Annotated in this window: 19 protein-coding genes; 1 reads left to right on the top strand and 18 read right to left on the bottom strand. The window is 44.1% G+C overall.

All coding sequences use genetic code 11. From position 1 onward, the window contains the following. Positions 1-356 precede the first annotated feature (356 nt). The 9 genes from argF to A5882_RS10165 all read right to left on the bottom strand — a co-directional run bounded on the left by argF (position 357) and on the right by A5882_RS10165 (position 9,199). Positions 357-1,370, bottom strand: coding sequence for an ornithine carbamoyltransferase (gene argF, locus A5882_RS10205; RefSeq protein WP_005237003.1), 1,014 nt, complete (start codon positions 1,368-1,370; stop codon positions 357-359). Positions 1,371-1,506: 136 nt separating this feature from the next. Further along, complete coding sequence (gene tsaD / locus A5882_RS10200; RefSeq protein WP_016621244.1) at positions 1,507-2,526, bottom strand: tRNA (adenosine(37)-N6)-threonylcarbamoyltransferase complex transferase subunit TsaD; 1,020 nt, start codon at positions 2,524-2,526, stop codon at positions 1,507-1,509. Then, the gene (gene rimI / locus A5882_RS10195) at positions 2,519-2,992 is read right to left on the bottom strand and encodes a ribosomal protein S18-alanine N-acetyltransferase (protein WP_016613163.1); all 474 of its coding nucleotides are present in this window, start codon (positions 2,990-2,992) and stop codon (positions 2,519-2,521) included. The genes tsaD and rimI (A5882_RS10195) overlap by 8 nt, the downstream gene beginning before the upstream one ends. Beyond that, positions 2,985-3,527 (bottom strand): ribosomal protein S18-alanine N-acetyltransferase, encoded by a 543-nt coding sequence (rimI, locus tag A5882_RS10190; protein WP_005237007.1) that lies wholly within the window; start codon positions 3,525-3,527, stop codon positions 2,985-2,987. Before rimI (A5882_RS10190) ends, rimI (A5882_RS10195) begins: the two co-directional genes overlap by 8 nt. Continuing rightward, complete coding sequence (gene tsaB / locus A5882_RS10185; RefSeq protein ID WP_005237009.1) at positions 3,511-4,236, bottom strand: tRNA (adenosine(37)-N6)-threonylcarbamoyltransferase complex dimerization subunit type 1 TsaB; 726 nt, start codon at positions 4,234-4,236, stop codon at positions 3,511-3,513. Before tsaB ends, rimI (A5882_RS10190) begins: the two co-directional genes overlap by 17 nt. Before the next feature lie 264 nt (positions 4,237-4,500). Further along, positions 4,501-5,481 (bottom strand): LacI family DNA-binding transcriptional regulator, encoded by a 981-nt coding sequence (locus tag A5882_RS10180; protein ID WP_061053918.1) that lies wholly within the window; start codon positions 5,479-5,481, stop codon positions 4,501-4,503. A 32-nt stretch (positions 5,482-5,513) separates the two neighbouring features. Beyond that, complete coding sequence (gene galT / locus A5882_RS10175; RefSeq protein WP_086299629.1) at positions 5,514-6,998, bottom strand: UDP-glucose--hexose-1-phosphate uridylyltransferase; 1,485 nt, start codon at positions 6,996-6,998, stop codon at positions 5,514-5,516. Positions 6,999-7,001: 3 nt separating this feature from the next. Next, the gene (gene galE, locus A5882_RS10170; protein ID WP_081118772.1) at positions 7,002-8,000 is read right to left on the bottom strand and encodes a UDP-glucose 4-epimerase GalE; all 999 of its coding nucleotides are present in this window, start codon (positions 7,998-8,000) and stop codon (positions 7,002-7,004) included. Between the two features lie 41 nt (positions 8,001-8,041). Then, a complete protein-coding gene (locus A5882_RS10165) occupies positions 8,042-9,199 on the bottom strand; it encodes a galactokinase (RefSeq protein ID WP_008381089.1) in 1,158 nt (385 codons plus the stop codon). A gap of 150 nt (positions 9,200-9,349) precedes the next feature. Here A5882_RS10165 and A5882_RS10160 point away from each other — a divergent pair, with 150 nt between their 5' ends. Next, positions 9,350-9,517, top strand: coding sequence for a DUF3042 family protein (locus A5882_RS10160; protein ID WP_017144401.1), 168 nt, complete (start codon positions 9,350-9,352; stop codon positions 9,515-9,517). 55 nt (positions 9,518-9,572) lie between these two features. On the opposite strand, the gene A5882_RS10155 is transcribed toward A5882_RS10160, so the two are convergent. The 9 genes from A5882_RS10155 to A5882_RS10115 all read right to left on the bottom strand — a co-directional run bounded on the left by A5882_RS10155 (position 9,573) and on the right by A5882_RS10115 (position 15,829). Beyond that, positions 9,573-9,929, bottom strand: a complete 357-nt coding sequence (locus A5882_RS10155; RefSeq protein WP_016613158.1) for a DUF488 domain-containing protein — start codon at positions 9,927-9,929, stop codon at positions 9,573-9,575. 148 nt (positions 9,930-10,077) lie between these two features. After that, entirely contained in the window at positions 10,078-10,479 is a 402-nt protein-coding gene (locus A5882_RS10150; RefSeq protein WP_005237036.1) for a rhodanese-like domain-containing protein, read from the bottom strand. Positions 10,480-10,561: 82 nt separating this feature from the next. Next, positions 10,562-11,533, bottom strand: a complete 972-nt coding sequence (locus A5882_RS10145; RefSeq protein WP_086372708.1) for an ROK family glucokinase — start codon at positions 11,531-11,533, stop codon at positions 10,562-10,564. Beyond that, the gene (locus tag A5882_RS10140; protein WP_005229394.1) at positions 11,533-11,742 is read right to left on the bottom strand and encodes a YqgQ family protein; all 210 of its coding nucleotides are present in this window, start codon (positions 11,740-11,742) and stop codon (positions 11,533-11,535) included. The genes A5882_RS10145 and A5882_RS10140 overlap by 1 nt, the downstream gene beginning before the upstream one ends. A 30-nt stretch (positions 11,743-11,772) precedes the next feature. After that, positions 11,773-12,441, bottom strand: a complete 669-nt coding sequence (locus A5882_RS10135; RefSeq protein WP_005237037.1) for a rhomboid family intramembrane serine protease — start codon at positions 12,439-12,441, stop codon at positions 11,773-11,775. A gap of 12 nt (positions 12,442-12,453) precedes the next feature. Next, on the bottom strand, positions 12,454-12,993 hold the full coding sequence (locus A5882_RS10130) for a 5-formyltetrahydrofolate cyclo-ligase (protein ID WP_086299630.1): 540 nt from the start codon (positions 12,991-12,993) through the stop codon (positions 12,454-12,456). A gap of 90 nt (positions 12,994-13,083) precedes the next feature. Next, complete coding sequence (locus tag A5882_RS10125) at positions 13,084-14,061, bottom strand: iron ABC transporter permease (RefSeq protein WP_086372707.1); 978 nt, start codon at positions 14,059-14,061, stop codon at positions 13,084-13,086. Further along, positions 14,061-15,041: an iron ABC transporter permease gene (locus tag A5882_RS10120; protein ID WP_005237040.1), complete on the bottom strand. Its 981-nt coding sequence runs from the start codon at positions 15,039-15,041 to the stop codon at positions 14,061-14,063. Before A5882_RS10120 ends, A5882_RS10125 begins: the two co-directional genes overlap by 1 nt. After that, positions 15,038-15,829: an ABC transporter ATP-binding protein gene (locus tag A5882_RS10115; RefSeq protein WP_005237041.1), complete on the bottom strand. Its 792-nt coding sequence runs from the start codon at positions 15,827-15,829 to the stop codon at positions 15,038-15,040. Before A5882_RS10115 ends, A5882_RS10120 begins: the two co-directional genes overlap by 4 nt. Positions 15,830-15,945 lie beyond the last annotated feature (116 nt).

The following is a 15,945-nucleotide window of genomic DNA, read 5'->3' as shown; positions in this document are numbered from 1 at the left end:
GTTTGAAGCAAGCAAACAGTTGTATGTTTTTCATGCAAGAAATGATTGATAAAAACAAAAAAGCCTCTAGCGCATAACTTGCACTAGAGACGAGATTTCCCGCGGTACCACTCTGATTGTCCTTTTCGGACCCACTTTTTTCTGATAACGGCAGAATTCCGTTTGCTTAGCAAATTCTCACAAGTGCGTTTCACAATCTGATCAATTCGGCTTCCACCACCCCGAACTCGCTAACTGATACTCGAATCGCTACTTCTCTTGTTTCATCAAATCAAGGCTATTTACTTCCCAGAAAGTATAGCAAAGAAATGTTTGTTTGGCTAGCGAGATTCTGGCATTTTTCAAAAATTTTATTTTTATACTTTAGGAATAAATAGATCCCCGGCAGTCACTGCCATGATCGCTTTGATTGAGTGCAAACGATTTTCGGCTTGATCAAATTGACGAGCATACTTGCTACGAAAGACCTCGTCAGTGACTTCCATCTCAGAAATCCCATACGCCTGCGCTGCTTTTTTGCCATAAATAGTTTGTTCATCATGAAAAGCCGGTAAACAGTGCATAAAAATCACTTGGTCATTTTGCGTTTTTTCCATCAACGATTGGTTTACTTGATAAGGCAGCAGCTGTTCGATCCGCTCTTGAAATTTTTCTTCTTCGCCCATTGAAACCCAAACATCGGTATACACGACATCAGCGCCTAAAACACCTTGATCCACGTCATCCGTCACCAGGATCTTTGCGCCAGAGTGCTGAGCATAGGCTTGTGCTTGTTCGATAATGTTTGCTTCTGGCTGCAAGGCCTTCGGGGTGACGACATGAATATTGACCCCTAAAATCGCACTCGTCACTAACAAAGAATTGGCGACATTGTTGCGCCCATCCCCACAGTATGCGATGGTCAAGCCAGTCAGTTCACCGAAGTTTTCTTGAATGGTTAAAAAGTCAGCGATCATTTGTGTTGGATGCCAGTCATCCGTTAAGCCATTCCAAACAGGCACGCCTGAATAGTTGGCCAGATCTTCGACGACCTGTTGGCTAAAGCCGCGAAACTCGATCCCGTCAAACATGCGTCCGAATACTTTGGCGGTATCTTCAACGGATTCTTTAGACCCCAACTGAATATCATTGGCCCCTAAAAATTCCGGATGCGCCCCCAAATCCACCGCTGCAACCGTAAAGGCTGCTCGCGTCCGTGTTGAATTCTTTTCAAACAAAAGCGCAATATTTTTTCCTTCTAAGTAGCGATGTGGTTGATTGTTGGCTTTCATCCCTTTTAAGTGCTGGGAAAAATCAATTAAATATTGCAGTTCTTCTTTTGTGAAATCTTTCTCTGCTAAAAAACTGCGTCCTTTAAAAACTGATGTCATTGCATACCCGCCTCTCAAATAATTAATAAATATACATCAGAATATCAAATAATGAAATATAATACAACTATATCTTCTGTTTGCTCATAAATGAAACAAAAAAAACACCTAAGAACGGATCTTAGGTGCAATCATCTTAAGAAATCCTATGGGCAAAGCTGACACTTGGATCAGCATTCAATGAAAGGTCTGCTAGGTGCTGCTTTTTCAACGCAACATGGGCATAGGCACCAATCATGGCCGCATTATCTCCGCAAAGGCGCAACGGTGGAATCAACAGTTCTACCTCCGGCAATTCCTGCATTGCTTTTTGTAAAGCGTCACGCAAGCCTTGATTCGCGGCGACCCCGCCAGCGACGATCAGTTGTTTTACCGGATAGGCTTGGCATGCCCGCACTGTTTTGTGAACCAATACTTCGACTACGCTGGCTTGAAAACTGGCTGCTAGATTTTCTACTGACAATGCTTCCTCTCTTTGCTGTGCATTATGCACAAAGTTGATAAAGGAACTCTTCAAGCCACTGAAACTAAAATCAAAATTATCTTCTTGCATCATTGCTCGAGGAAAGTGATACGTATCACTACCTAGATGTGCAAGGCGATCAATTTCTTTCCCACTAGGATAAGGCAAACCGAGAACTCGACCAACTTTGTCATAGGCTTCACCAGCGGCATCATCTCTCGTTTCTCCGATGATCTCAAAAGAGCCATCTTCTGCCATATACACCAATTCGGTGTGGCCGCCGCTGACTAATAATGCCATTAAAGGAAAAACCAATGGCTTCACTAGGCGAGCTGCATAAATATGTCCTGCCATGTGATTGACCGGAATCAGCGGTAAGCTGTGGGCCCACGCAAAGGCTTTCGCTGCAGAAAGCCCAATCAACAGTGCCCCAACCAACCCTGGACCATAGGTGACAGCCACGGCTGATAATTCTTCTGGTTGTGTGTTGGCTTGGGTCAATGCTTCGTCGATGCACAAAGTAATCTGTTCGACATGGTGACGACTAGCGACTTCTGGTACGACACCGCCGAAGCGCTGGTGGCTCTTGATCTGCGAAGCAACAATGTTACTTAAAATGGTGTCGCCGTTTTTAATCACTGCCACACTGGTTTCATCACAACTGCTTTCAATGGCTAAAATCAATTCATTCATTTGATTTTTTTCCGCCTACTTTCTTTTCCATAATCAACGCATCCTCTTCAGGATGACTGTAATATTTTTTTCTACGACCGATGACCGTATAGCCCATGCGCAAATAAAGGGCCTGTGCTTGTAAATTCGACACACGTACTTCAAGATAGATCCGCCGACCATCGGTTTGTTCCACGAGCGATTCCATTTGTTTCAACAATTCTTTCGCCAAACCATGCCCTTGATATGCTGGTAAAACCGCTACATTAAACAGCTCTGCTTCATCCAGCACTTGCTGAAAACAGAGAAACCCAATCAGCTCTTGGTTGGTTTTTCCATAACGAAACAAATAGCGACTGTTGCTGTTTTGCAAATCTTGCTGAAATTGCTGCAAATTCCAAGGCGAGCCAAAGGGATAGCTCTGATCCGCCAATGACCAGAGCATTTGCGGTGTCGGGATCGTTTGATCTGCTTGTTCGTTAGTCATTTAAAAATTTCACCATATCCAATGCGTCTTCATTGCCTTCAGTGTAATACGCCGTTTTGATCGCCTGTGAAACAAACCCGAGGGTCCGATACAAACGTTGTGCATCACGATTGCCCAGGCGAACTTCTAATGTCAAACGGTCGCATTTGTTTTTCCTCGCATAACGTTCGATTTCTCCTAGCAAGAAAGAACCGATCCCTTTTCCTTGATAATCAGGAATGATCGCGATATTGGTGATATGGGCATCAGCGCCTAAAATCCGCACCCCGATAAACCCAATCATCCGTTCATTATGCAAGATGCCCAAATAAAGATGTTTGACCCGTGAATAAAGTTCTGACAAAAAGGCGCTCTTGGTCCAAGGCAGTTCCCCAGCATACACGAGACGCTCCACCTGCAGCAGCTCTTTAATGTCATCACCGACTAATTCACGAACAACATACGTTTCCCCTCGTATCTCTTTTTTACGCTCTGGATATTGAATCTGACGGAAAAGAGCCAACTTTCCCGTCATCGTTTTAAATTTTTTCAACATAAGCATCCACTCCCGGTTCATGCGAGGCTAACCATTTTTCTTCGGCTTCAACTAATTTTAAATAGTCCGGTACAAAATCATGGATCGAAGCCACCGGCGCTTCTTCTTTCGCAATAGCAGCTAAAACAACGCCATTCGGGTAATTCCAAAACGACACTTGATTGATATGGGCTGTCGGCAGTTCCGCCTCGATCATGTCTTTAAATTTGACGGTATCGGCGCCGACAAATAGCACTTCTTGACCATCAACTGCTTTTAGCTGGGTCAATAACTCAGACAGTGAGATATGCTGGTCTTTGATCCTTGTTTCTAAGGTACCATTATGCCATTGGTAGGCACCTGCGTAGACATTTTGACGGCGAGCGTCAAACAACGGGACGATCACTTGCGATACGCCCACGCAATTGGCAGCGACTGCTTTCAAACTAGAAACACCAATCAGCGGGATGTTCAATGTTTGTGCCAGCGTTTTTGCTGTTGTGACACCGATGCGCAAACCCGTATACGAACCAGGACCTTTCGCAACAACGATTTGCTCCAGCTCTTTAGGGGCCATCCCCACTGCTTGCATCAATCCATCGATGGCAGGCATCAATGCTGTGCTGTGGTTTTTGATCGCCATCGTCTGGCTTTGTCCCAACACTTCTTGACCATCGACCACCGCAACCGCCAGTGTCTGGTTTGAGGTATCAATCGCTAATGTTTTCATCTATCTTCTCCCCATTCAAAAAACTCTCTCATATTCTACCATATTCTAATCAAATGCCCAACCAAGTCTCCAAAAAGATGCCTGTGTTAAGAAAAAAAGCAATAGGACAACAATACCCGAACCTTTGAAAAAAGCAAGCGCGGTTGCAGCTGCAAACCAGCGGGGCTGTTTAAAGGTTCGGGTAAGGCGATATTCATTTTTTTGTTATTTCATTAAAACTCAGTTGACGTGTGTAACGGTATCCTCCGATGATTCAACTGGTTGCTAAGAAGATTGGCGCGTAATCAGCTCCGTTGCGATCGTAACTTTTCGAGGAACGGGTGCTGCATTCGTAATGATATCCAGCAAGGTCGTCACTGCCAGCTCCCCCAGCCATTCCGTATGAACTTTGATGGTTGACAGAGTCGGAAAGACGTACTTTGCGACACTGACATCATTGAAGCCGATAATTGCGATCTCATCTGGAATCTTGATGTTTTTTTCTTGCAAAGCACGCATAGCGCCAATCGCTAAGGCATCACTGGAAGAAAATAAGGCACTTGGCAACTCTTTGTTTTGCTGCAAATACTCTTTCATCGCCTCATAACCGCCCTCTACTGTAAACGGTGCGCTAAGATGATATTGCGGGTGGTGCAACTTCAACCGACGAAGCCGTTCCTCAAAAATCCGGCGCCGAGGGTCTTCGATTTCTTGGTGATGGTCCTTGGTAAACTCAACGCCTGATAACAAGCCGATCCTTTGGTGGCCTTTTGCAATAAAGTCATCGATCACTAAATCGACCGCTTGTTGAAAGTCCACCACCAGAGAATTGACGCCCTGGGCCAATGCGTCAAAATCGACCATCAACAAATTGGATTGGCTTTTTTTCAATTGACGAATCTGGTGATCATCGAATTTCCCTAGCGCGATCGTTCCATCGACGGCGGTATCAGACAATCCTTCATAGGGTTCTTTCAGCAAACGGATCCCTAATTCTTCGGTTTTGTTTTCAATCCCGATACGGATCGCTAAATAGTAAAGATCCGCTAATTCTTCCTCGGTATCAAACCATTGGATCAAGCGCATACTACTGGTTTCTGGCTGACTCTTTTTTTTATGTTTTGTGTAATTGAGTGCTTCTGCGGCTTTAAAAATTTTTTCTTTGGTTTCAGAGCTGACCGATAATTCTGAATCGTAATTCAGCACCCGTGATACAGTGGCTGGCGAGACGCCAGCCTGTTGTGCAATATCTTTGATCGTTGCCATCTTCCAGCCTCCTTTTTTTGCGGGGAACTTTTTTATAAAGTAGCTATAAAGCGAGCAAAGGCCGTTTGCCCTGTCTGGTCTCGTTTAAAGACGCCCGCATGCGTCAATACTTGCGTAAAGACTTCTCCTAATGCATTGCGCAAAATCTGCGACACGTTTTCGGCATTGCATTCTGGGTGCTGGGCTTTGATCGCATCTGCCCACGGTATATGGTAAGCCGCGATCTGATTGGGCTGATCCAATAGATAAGCAGTCACTTCTTCTAGTTCCGGAGCTAAACGCGGTGGGAGAACTGCCAAACCCATGACTTCAATCAATCCGATATTTTCTTTTTTGATATGCTGCACTTCTTGATGTGGATGAAAAATGCCGTCAGGATGTTCTTTGGAAACATTATTATCCCGCAAGACTAAGTCCATTTCAAACAGCTCTCCTTGCTTGCGGGCGATCGGTGTCACCGTATGATGAGCCGTCCCATCTTCTGAAAAAGCATGGATCGAAACACTTGGATCTGAGTACTGTTGCCATTGGGCTAACACATATTGGCAAGCGGCGGCTAATTTTTGTTTGTTTTTCGCTTGTAATCGTATCACCGACATTGGCCACTTCACGATCCCCGCAGCGACATCAGGAAACCCAGTCAAAGAAAAGTGTTGTTCGATTGGCGCTTTTGCCATGGCAAACGTATGCCGCCCTCCTTGGTAATGGTCATGGGACAAGATCGAACCCCCAACGATCGGCAGATCGGCATTGGACCCGACAAAATAATGCGGCATCACTTCAATGATCTGCAACAAGCGAGCGAAGGTTTGCAAATTGATTTTCATAGGCCGATGGTCTAAAGAAAGAAAAATCGAATGCTCATTGTAATAGGCGTAAGGAGAATATTGGAAGCCCCACGCTTCATTATCCAAATTCATACGAATGATCCGATGATTGGTCCGCGCTGGGTAATTGACTCTTCCTTGGTAGCCTTCATTTTCCAAACACAACATACATTTCGGATAATCTACAGAAGTAGCGGTACCTTCTTGGGCAATTTGCTTCGGATCTTTTTCAGGTTTTGATAAATTGATCGTGATCTCGATCTCCCCATACTCCGTATCAACAGGAAAGACGATATTTTTAGCGATAGCCCGAGTCTTGATGTAATCATTTTGACGGCACAGCTCAAAGAAATAATCCGTCGCTTCTTTAGGATCATTGGCATAATGTTGCGCAAAAAAAGCATTGACTACTGAAGGTGGTGGCGTCAAAAAGTCCATCAACTGGGCTTCAAAGATTTCTCTTTCTGCGTGAGAATCGCCAATTTGCTGATTGCTCAATGCACATGCCACCAGTTCGTCCATCATTTCAATCGAGGAACGAGCAACAGAACGAATTTCGCTGGGCTCAAAAACAGCTTCCCCGATCATAGCTAGTACTCGGTTTTGCAAATAAACACGATCCATTTCCATCCAGCCGCCAGCCTTGATTGCTAAAGTGACGAAATCGCTGATTGTTTGGCTGATCGTCATTGGTTATTCCTCCTGCCCTTGATACCCATTTGGATGGCTGACATGCCAATTCCAAGCAGTCTCGATGATTGCTTCGACGTCGGTATAGACTGGTTTCCAGCCTAAAACCTTTCGTGCTTTTTCACTCGATGCCACTAAGGTACTTGGATCACCGGCACGGCGAGGCGCCACTCTGGCTGGGATCTCTTTTTTCGTTACATTGCGGGCCGCTTCCACCATTTCTTTCACAGAGTACCCATGATTGCTGCCTAAATTGAAGACATTGCTCTCATTGCCTTTTTGTAAATATTCTAATGCCAACAGGTGAGCAGCGATCAGATCTTCGACATGGACATAATCACGAACACAAGTCCCATCTGGAGTATCGTAATCCTCCCCAAAAATCGCGACTTCTTTTCGTTGTCCTAAAGCAGCTTGTAAGATGATCGGTACTAAGTGTGTTTCTGGATCATGGTCTTCACCGATCGAAGCATCCGACTTCGCGCCAGCCACATTGAAATAACGCAATGCGACATACTTCATACCATAGGCTTCATCGCACCAACGCATCATTTTTTCCATGATCAACTTGCTTTCGCCATAAGGATTTTTAGGATTTGTTGGGGTTTCTTCCGTGATTGGACTATGATCAGGTTCCCCATAGGTTGCTGCTGTAGAAGAAAAGACAATATGTTTCACTTGATGTTCCTTCATCACTTCTAAGAGGACCTGCATCCCATACACATTATTGTTGAAATATTTCAATGGTTTTTCTACGGATTCACCCACCAAAGAGCTAGCAGCAAAGTGAATCACGCCATCGATCGTTTCTTTTTCAAATACCGATTGTAAAAATGCTTTGTCGCGAATATCCCCTTCATAAAAGGTTGCTGCTGGATGGATCGCTTGGCGATGTCCTGTCAGCAAATTGTCAACGACAACGACTTGTTTTCCTTGTCCGATCAATTGATCGACTGCATGAGAACCGATATAGCCGGCTCCTCCTAATACTAAAATCGCCATATTTTCAGCCTTCTTTCTAAATTCCTTCATCATTTCTTATTCTACAGTTTTCGTGCACCATCATCAATACTTGCTTGATAAATGTCGGTTGCGTAGCCGATTTCTGCTAAATAGGTTGCTTTGACGGACGCTTCAAAATCAGCCCATTCACTTGCTTTGACCAATGCGATCCCGCAGCCGCCAAAGCCCGCACCAGTCATCCGCGCACCTAAAACAGCAGGATGCGCTTGAGCAGCTGCGACTAATGTATCTAGTTCACGCCCTGTCACTTCATAATCATCCCGCAATGAAGCATGCGAAGCATTTAACAACTGGCCGAATTCTTCAAGATCACCAGCAGTCAAAGCGGCTTTTGCTTTTAATGTCCGTTGGTTTTCCGTCACTGCATGTTTCGCCCGTTTGATCAAGCGTGGATCATCGATCAATGCTGTATTTGCAAAAAAGGTTGCTTCGTCTAATGCACCCAATGAATCAACGGCTAATGATTTTTGCAAACGAGCTAATGCTTCTTCACATTCTGCACGTCGTTCATTGTATTTAGAATCAGCCAATTCGCGGCGCTTATTGGTATTCATGATCGCTACGACATAATCACCAAATGCCGCTGGTACGACTTCATAATTTAAAGTGTTCGTATCTAAAAGCAATGCATGGTCTTTTTGACCCATTCCGATCGCAAATTGATCCATGATCCCTGAGTTAACGCCAATAAACTCATTTTCGACTTTTTTGCCGATTTTAACTAAGTCCAAGGTCTTCAAAGTTAAATCAAAGAGATCTTTTAGACAAACCCCCGTCAGCAATTCAATCGATGCCGAAGAAGAAAGACCTGCGCCATTCGGAATGTTGCCATAAAAAGCGATGTCAAAGCCACGATCGATCCCTTGCCCCGCTTCTTTTAGGAAACGAACGACCCCTTTCGGATAGTTTGTCCAATCATCTTCTTTTCGGTAATCTAGCTCATCTAACTGAAAGGAGATCACGCCTTTTTCTGGAAAATTCTCTGAATAGAGTTGGATCAACTGGTCTTCACGTTTTCGTGCTACTGCATACGTCCCTAATGTGATTGCCGCCGGGAAAACATAACCGCCATTGTAATCTGTGTGTTCACCGATCAAGTTGATTCTCCCTGGCGCAAAATACATGCCTGTGCCTGCTGTTCCAAATTTATCAATAAATATCTGTTGCAATTGCTCCATTTTTCTCACTCCCACTTTCTTTTTAGTAAACTTATTGTAAATTATTTACTAAATTATTTCAAGCGTTTTCAATCCCAAAAGTGATTTTTTTTGATATTTTTTCCGTTTTCATTCATAATGAACCTATAACTAAAGGCGAGGTGTTTAATGATGAAACGATTTCTTTCAGGATTTTTAGTAGGAACAGTCGCAACGGTTGCTGCAGCTGCAAGTGTTGTTATGACGGTCAAGAAACAAGTGATTGATCCAATTGACGAACAACAAGCAGATCATGATGAAAAACGGAAACGTGCGATGCGTAAAAGCGTTGCCCGCTAATCATTTGCTACAAAGAGCCGTCAGCCTTCAATAGGCTGGCGGCTCTTTTAGGTAATCATTCTGCCTTCTCCAGTAAGTCCTGCAAAATCACGGCTTGATTTTGTTCTTCATTTTTCGCTCCGTATAGTAAGGTCACGGTCTGTTGTTCAGCAACCAACGCTTTTAACCGTGCCAAGGCATCTTTAGCTGGCGCTTTCTCTAATTCTTGTAGATAGCGGCCTTTAAACGCATCAAAACGTTCAGGATCATGCCCAAACCATTTGCGCAATTCAGTACTTGGTGCGACTGCTTTGAGCCATAGATCGATCTGGGCTGCCTCCTTTTTCATTCCTCTAGGCCAGATGCGATCCACCAATACTCGATAGCCATCTGTCGTTTCCGCCACTTCATAAATTCTTTTTCGCTTGATCAACGCACACTCTCCTTATCGATAGACCTAAGTTCAAATAAAGGCAAAAGCCCACAATGTAAATTGAACAATGACTTACTTGAAACACTCCATTTGGTGTTTCGTCACTCATTCAAATTTGCTTGTGTTCTTTTGCCTTGAGTTCTCTGTTTTATAAACTATTTTTCTTTTTCGTCTTGCCGCTCCAACCTTCATACCCTTCTTTTAGGATATAGACATTGGTAAAGCCTTCTTTACGTAATTTATTTGCTGCGCGAATACTCAACGATTTACGCGTGTCATATAAGTAGATTGGTTGATCTCTACGAAATGCGCTGAAGGAATTGGTTAAAACCGTAAAGGGAATATTACGCGCCCCTAAAATATGCCCACTGTCAAATTCATTTTTTTCCCGAACGTCGATCACTTGGGCTTTCTTCATTCCTGCTTTAAATTCATCTTCTGAGATGATCGTTGCTGAACGGCGTCCCATAATTTGAAAATACGCCCAGTTCAAAGCGATTGCTAAGATTATTAATGCCAAAACCAAGTTTAGCCACATAATTGGTGTCATTTCTTCTATTCCTCTCTATTGTAACAAACATTCTTTTTTGATTTATGCTGCTTTAATCTATCCTTGCCTAGCAGCTTGTCATCTATGCTTTTGCTGCAAACCGCAAAGCTAATGATGCTGCCCCAATCACACCGGCATCATTCCCAAGTTCGGCCAATTTGATTTCAGTACTTTCCGTTACCTGTGGGAAGGTAAATTGAGCAAAGTAGGCAGCAACCCGTTCACGTAAAAATTCACCGGCTGCCGATACGCCTCCACCTAAAACGATACTTGATGGATTTAATGTGTTTCCTAGGTTTCCGCATGCCAACCCAAGGTAGAAGCACACTTTATCAACGACCATCAAGCCAAATGAATCGTTTGCTTGAGCCGCTTCAAAAATATCTTTACTTGAAACATCTTCCCCATTGTCCAGCTGTTGTTTCAATGCCGAGTCGCCAGCATATTCTTCTGCCAACTGTCGAGCAACTCGCACAACACCCGTCGCACTAGAAACCGTTTCTAAACAACCACGTTTGCCGCAAGTACATTCGAACCCTTCAGGATCAACAGTGATATGACCGATTTCTCCGGCACAACCAGCAACCCCATGAAGCAATTGCCCTTCCATGATGATACCGCCGCCAACACCTGTACCTAGTGTGATAAAGATGACATCAGGATTGTTATCCCCTGCCCCTTTCCAACGCTCACCTAAAGCTGCTACATTGGCATCGTTATCGATGGCAAATGGGATTTTTGTGCCTTTTTCAATCAGTTCTTTGACTGGCTGAAGTGTTTTCCAGTTCAGATTGTAGGCACCTATGACGGTTCCTTTGTCACGGTCGACACTTCCTGGTGTCCCCATACCAATACCGATAAATGCTTCCGGCTGTAAGCCATATAATTCTAGGCGATGATTGATCGATGCCACGATTTCTGGCACGATATGTGAGCCTTCATCAAGAATATTGGTGTCAATACTCCATTTTTGCTGAATCTCGCCTTCGCTCGTTAAAATAGCGAATTTCACCGTTGTTCCGCCTAAATCAATTCCGATGATTTTTTTGTCCATCACTTGTTTTCCTCCCGGCTTTCTTCAATTCGATGCTCCCGCGTAAGAATTCGCCGGGCAGTCAGATATACATCCCGATCTATCAAGCGACTGTCATAAAAGTTTTTCAACTCGATTTGCATCAGTTCTATATCGTAGATCCGCTTGCCGACATATACGTAAACACCAAATTGTTTCAGTAATTGTTGTACGTCATATAACGTTTCCATTTAACCACTTCCTGCTTATTATACAAGTAATTAATATTTTTTAAAACCATATATCACAAAAATAGCCAATAAGAAAACAAAGAGTCCGCCAGAGAGGATTCTGGTGTGGATCGAATATTTTCCATAGTTCTTTGGCAATGCCAAAAGATTCCCTAACAATAACCCACCGAGGATCCCGCCAATGTGTCCCCACATATCAATCGTTTGATCAAACACCCCAAAAACCAGGTTCAATCCAACGAATAGGGCAAATTGCCGTACCATTGCTTGGATGCGGTAATCATTTCTAAAATGCCAACCTAAAATCAAAAATGCCCCGAAAAGCCCGAATAATGAAGTACTAGCGCCTGCTGATTGAACCCCTATTTGGTTGAAAGCAAAACTCATGGTATTGCCCATGATGCCGCTTAGTAAATACAAGGCAAAAAAACGGCTATGACCATAGATGGCTTCTACTTGTTGCCCCATATAATAGAGAATCACAGAGTTGATTGCAAAATGTGCCAACCCGAAATGCAGAAAGATTGGGGTAACGAAACGCCAATATTCATTTAAATAGACGACAAACGGACCAAACATCACCCCGCCTGATTGAATAGAGGGACTAAAATAACCCAAGATAAACACAATAGTTTGGATAGCTAAAAATAGATACGTGAAGATCGGCTGATTCAGCCATCTTTTCATTTGAGAATTCATTGACGTGCTCCTTTACGTGCGAATAAGCGAATCCGTATAGATTTTATCGATTGGAATGTCGAATACATCTGGTGTCCATTGATCGTTGAATTGTTCTCCGAAGACCAAAGAAACGGTCTTGCCATCAAAAGCTGACAAGAAACGATCATAATAGCCGCCGCCAAAGCCGATGCGATAGCCTTTTTTCGAAAAAGCCAAGCCGGGAACAATGAGTAAATCCAAGTGATGGGCTTCTTGCTCACTGATCGGCTCTTCAACCCCAAATGCCGACGTTTCATAACGCGTTGCTGGCTCCACATGATAAAACTGCAATTTTTTTTGTTGTGCTTTCGGCACTGCGATTCGTTTGTTTTGTTCAAATCCTTTAGCAAAAATAGCCGCTGTATCAAATTCAAATGGCAACGAACGGATCACTCCTACTGACTTAGCCGTTTGCCAAATCTGAGAAGAAAACAGCAACTGCAAAATCACCGTTTCTTTCTGCTGCTTTTGTTTGCTCGGCATTTTTTTTAATGTTTGGATCATGTGCTCTCTAATGACTGGTTTTTCCATTGGATCACTCCTCTCAGAAATAGTACCAAAAACTGTGTCCAAATAGCAAACTAGAATCGCAGATTTCTTGGCAAGATCATGACTATCTGCTCATCCTTCTTTACGCCGGATCAGTAAAAAGACAAAGTACGGTGCCCCCACGATAGAAATGATGATACCAGCTGGGATCTCACCGCTTGTCAATAGTAAACGACCGATCGTATCACTTACTAAGACCAGCAGACTGCCGATCATTCCCGCTAAGAAAAAGGCACTGCGAGATTCTCTGCCGATGAGTCCCTTGGCGATATGAGGCGCCAATAAGCCCACAAAGGCTAAATTACCGGTATAGCCAACCGCACTGGCAGCCAAACCAACCGCAATCACTAAAAACCACGTCCGCAACCGTGTCAAAGAAACCCCTAAGCTAATTGCCTGTTCCTCACCAAAACCAAGCAGATTAAGTTTAGGTACGGTCCAGAAAGCTGCGACAGACAATACGATGACCCAAGGAAGCAGACTGGTAATTTGCTGCCACGAGGTTCCCCAGATAGATCCAGAAAGCCATGCTGTTACAAAGCGATAGCGGTCTTTTGATAATTCCACCGTAAAAAGTAAAGTAGCCGCGGCCAACCCTGCATTGACGGCGATTCCCGCCAGCAGCACTCGCTCCATCGACAACAATTGGCGGTGTTTATAGGCAATCAAATAGACCAGTACAGCAGCCAACAAGCCACCGAAGATCCCAACGACAGGTAAAAGCTGCGATCCTTGGGTATAAACCCCTAAGTAGATCATTACAAAGAGACCCGCGCCATTGTTGATTCCTACGATACTTGCATCAGCCAGCTCGTTTCTCGTCACCCCCTGCAAGACAAAACCAGAAAAACCAAAGGCACCGCCGGCGATCAGCGCCAGACAAGCCCGTGGTAGTCGAAACTCAGTAAACGTCAGTACCTGACTCGAAGAAGCCGTACCTTGAAAGATTGCCCCTAATGTCTGAAAGGTTAAGATTGTTTTTCCCACCATGACACTTCCTAAAAAAGCGGCCATCACCAGTAGAAAAAAAACAAAGAGTGTTTTTTTCATCAGTCTTCCCTCCGTATCTTGACCAATAGAAAAGGCACACCGATCAATGCCATCAGTATCCCAAAGGGTGTCTCAAAAGGGGGATTGATCAAGCGACCTGCCAGATCAGCGGCCATCACTAGGGTCCCACCTCCAATGATCGTCAAAGGCAAAATTAATTGGTAGTTTTTGCCCACCATCCCCCGCACGACATGAGGAACCATTAAGCCGACAAAGCTGACCGGTCCTACAAGCGAAACCGCCATTCCCGCCAAAACTACGACTAACAGTAAGGCAGATGCCCGAATCAGATGCGGGTGCTTGCCTAATGAAATGACGGTGTCATCTCCTAGTGCTAACAGATTGAGGGCTTTTCCTAGCCGTAGCACAAAAACGATGGCGATCAGATAGATGGGGCCCACAAAACGCAGTTGCTGCCAAGTCACATTCGCCGCACCACCGATAAACCAAAAGGCTATCTCTTGGTTTAAATCAAATTGCAATGACAGAGTTTGACTAATGGCTGAGAAAAAAGAACTTAATGCCACACCAGCCAAAATCAGTCCCGTGGGCGACATGCCTAGTTTGGCGTATCTGGTCAGTAAAAAAAGCAGCCCAGTTGCCGCAAACGCACCAAAAAAGGAAAACAGCGCCGCTTGACTCGGTTGCACACTAGGAAAGAGGATAAATGCGATCGCTAGTCCCAAGGCAGCCCCACTATTGACACCTAAAAGACCACCATCTGCCAAGGGATTTCTCGTAATCCCCTGCATGATGGCTCCTGTAACAGCAAAACAACTTCCTACTAGAAAAGCAGCCAAAACACGCGGCAACCGAATATTGCGCAAGACTTGATGCAGCTGATTCTCATAATCAAAAGCAAAGACGGCATCCCAGATCGTTTCAAAAGAAAGGTCCGCTGCTCCTTGAGTGATCGCTAAAAAGAAACAGATAATAAAGCAGCCACTAAAAAGCAGCAGCAGCCAAGGAAACTTTTTCATATCTGCGCTCCTAACTCATAGGTCAAGACCAGCGGCTTTGTACTATTAGGAAAGGTACCTAACACGGCATCGATCTCAAACAAACGCTGCAGCCATTCTTTGGTCAGTACCGTTTCCGGTGTACCGGAAACCAAAAGCTCTCCACCTTTTAATGCGTAAATATAATCAGAAAAACGTGACGCATGATTCAGGTCATGAATCGACATAATGATCGTTTTCCCATAGGTTTTATTGATTTGCTGTAATAAGAGCAAAATTTCTAATTGATGTGCAGGATCTAAAAAGGTTGTTGGTTCATCTAAAATCACGATATCCGTATCTTGCGCCAGTGCCATGGCGATCCATACGCGCTGCTTTTGCCCCCCTGACAGCGTACTGATCACTTCTTCTGCTAGTGCCGTCAAACCAGTTGCTTGCAAAGACCAGTCGATCGCTGCAAGATCTTGTTCCGATAGACTATTCAGTCCTTTTTGATAGGGGAAACGACCGTAAGAAACAATTTCGCGAATCGTCAAGCCAATCGATGAATCGCTAACTTGTGAAAGCAGCGCAATCTTTTTAGCCACTTCTTTGGTTTTGATGTTCTGGAGGTTTTGTGTATCTAATAGGACCTCACCAGACAAAGGCTGTAAAATTCGGGCGAGTGCCTTTAAAAATGTCGATTTTCCACTGCCGTTCGGGCCAATCAAGCCGATGATTTTCCCTTCTGGAATCTCAATTGTTAGATCTTGCACAATTTTTTGTTTTTGATAGCCGACACTCAAGTCAACTGTTCGTAATTTCGCCATATTCGTCCCCAAAATAATTGATTGATAATGCTTATCAATTATGAATGTAATCCTACTATTCGTCAATAGTTCTAAAAAAAGGAAATAAAAAAATAAGATTGACAAATCAGCGTTTC

Source organism: Enterococcus sp. 4E1_DIV0656 (assembly GCF_002140695.1).
GTDB lineage: Bacteria > Bacillota > Bacilli > Lactobacillales > Enterococcaceae > Enterococcus_D > Enterococcus_D entomosocium.
Note: the sequence above shows the minus strand (reverse complement) of the source record. Positions and strands in the feature narration are given on the sequence as shown.

Bases quoted from the DNA above. Each gene is read 5' to 3' on its own strand.
- argF (WP_005237003.1), bottom strand. From the start codon at position 1,370: ATGACATCAGTTTTTAAAGGACGCAGTTTTTTAGCAGAGAAAGATTTC.
- tsaD (WP_016621244.1), bottom strand. From the start codon at position 2,526: ATGAATGAATTGATTTTAGCCATTGAAAGCAGTTGTGATGAAACCAGT.
- rimI (WP_016613163.1), bottom strand. From the start codon at position 2,992: ATGACTAACGAACAAGCAGATCAAACGATCCCGACACCGCAAATGCTC.
- rimI (WP_005237007.1), bottom strand. From the start codon at position 3,527: ATGTTGAAAAAATTTAAAACGATGACGGGAAAGTTGGCTCTTTTCCGT.
- tsaB (WP_005237009.1), bottom strand. From the start codon at position 4,236: ATGAAAACATTAGCGATTGATACCTCAAACCAGACACTGGCGGTTGCG.
- A5882_RS10180 (WP_061053918.1), bottom strand. From the start codon at position 5,481: ATGGCAACGATCAAAGATATTGCACAACAGGCTGGCGTCTCGCCAGCC.
- galT (WP_086299629.1), bottom strand. From the start codon at position 6,998: ATGACGATCAGCCAAACAATCAGCGATTTCGTCACTTTAGCAATCAAG.
- galE (WP_081118772.1), bottom strand. From the start codon at position 8,000: ATGGCGATTTTAGTATTAGGAGGAGCCGGCTATATCGGTTCTCATGCA.
- A5882_RS10165 (WP_008381089.1), bottom strand. From the start codon at position 9,199: ATGGAGCAATTGCAACAGATATTTATTGATAAATTTGGAACAGCAGGC.
- A5882_RS10160 (WP_017144401.1), top strand. From the start codon at position 9,350: ATGAAACGATTTCTTTCAGGATTTTTAGTAGGAACAGTCGCAACGGTT.
- A5882_RS10150 (WP_005237036.1), bottom strand. From the start codon at position 10,479: ATGACACCAATTATGTGGCTAAACTTGGTTTTGGCATTAATAATCTTA.
- A5882_RS10145 (WP_086372708.1), bottom strand. From the start codon at position 11,533: ATGGACAAAAAAATCATCGGAATTGATTTAGGCGGAACAACGGTGAAA.
- A5882_RS10140 (WP_005229394.1), bottom strand. From the start codon at position 11,742: ATGGAAACGTTATATGACGTACAACAATTACTGAAACAATTTGGTGTT.
- A5882_RS10135 (WP_005237037.1), bottom strand. From the start codon at position 12,441: ATGAATTCTCAAATGAAAAGATGGCTGAATCAGCCGATCTTCACGTAT.
- A5882_RS10130 (WP_086299630.1), bottom strand. From the start codon at position 12,993: ATGGAAAAACCAGTCATTAGAGAGCACATGATCCAAACATTAAAAAAA.
- A5882_RS10125 (WP_086372707.1), bottom strand. From the start codon at position 14,061: ATGAAAAAAACACTCTTTGTTTTTTTTCTACTGGTGATGGCCGCTTTT.
- A5882_RS10120 (WP_005237040.1), bottom strand. From the start codon at position 15,041: ATGAAAAAGTTTCCTTGGCTGCTGCTGCTTTTTAGTGGCTGCTTTATT.
- A5882_RS10115 (WP_005237041.1), bottom strand. From the start codon at position 15,829: ATGGCGAAATTACGAACAGTTGACTTGAGTGTCGGCTATCAAAAACAA.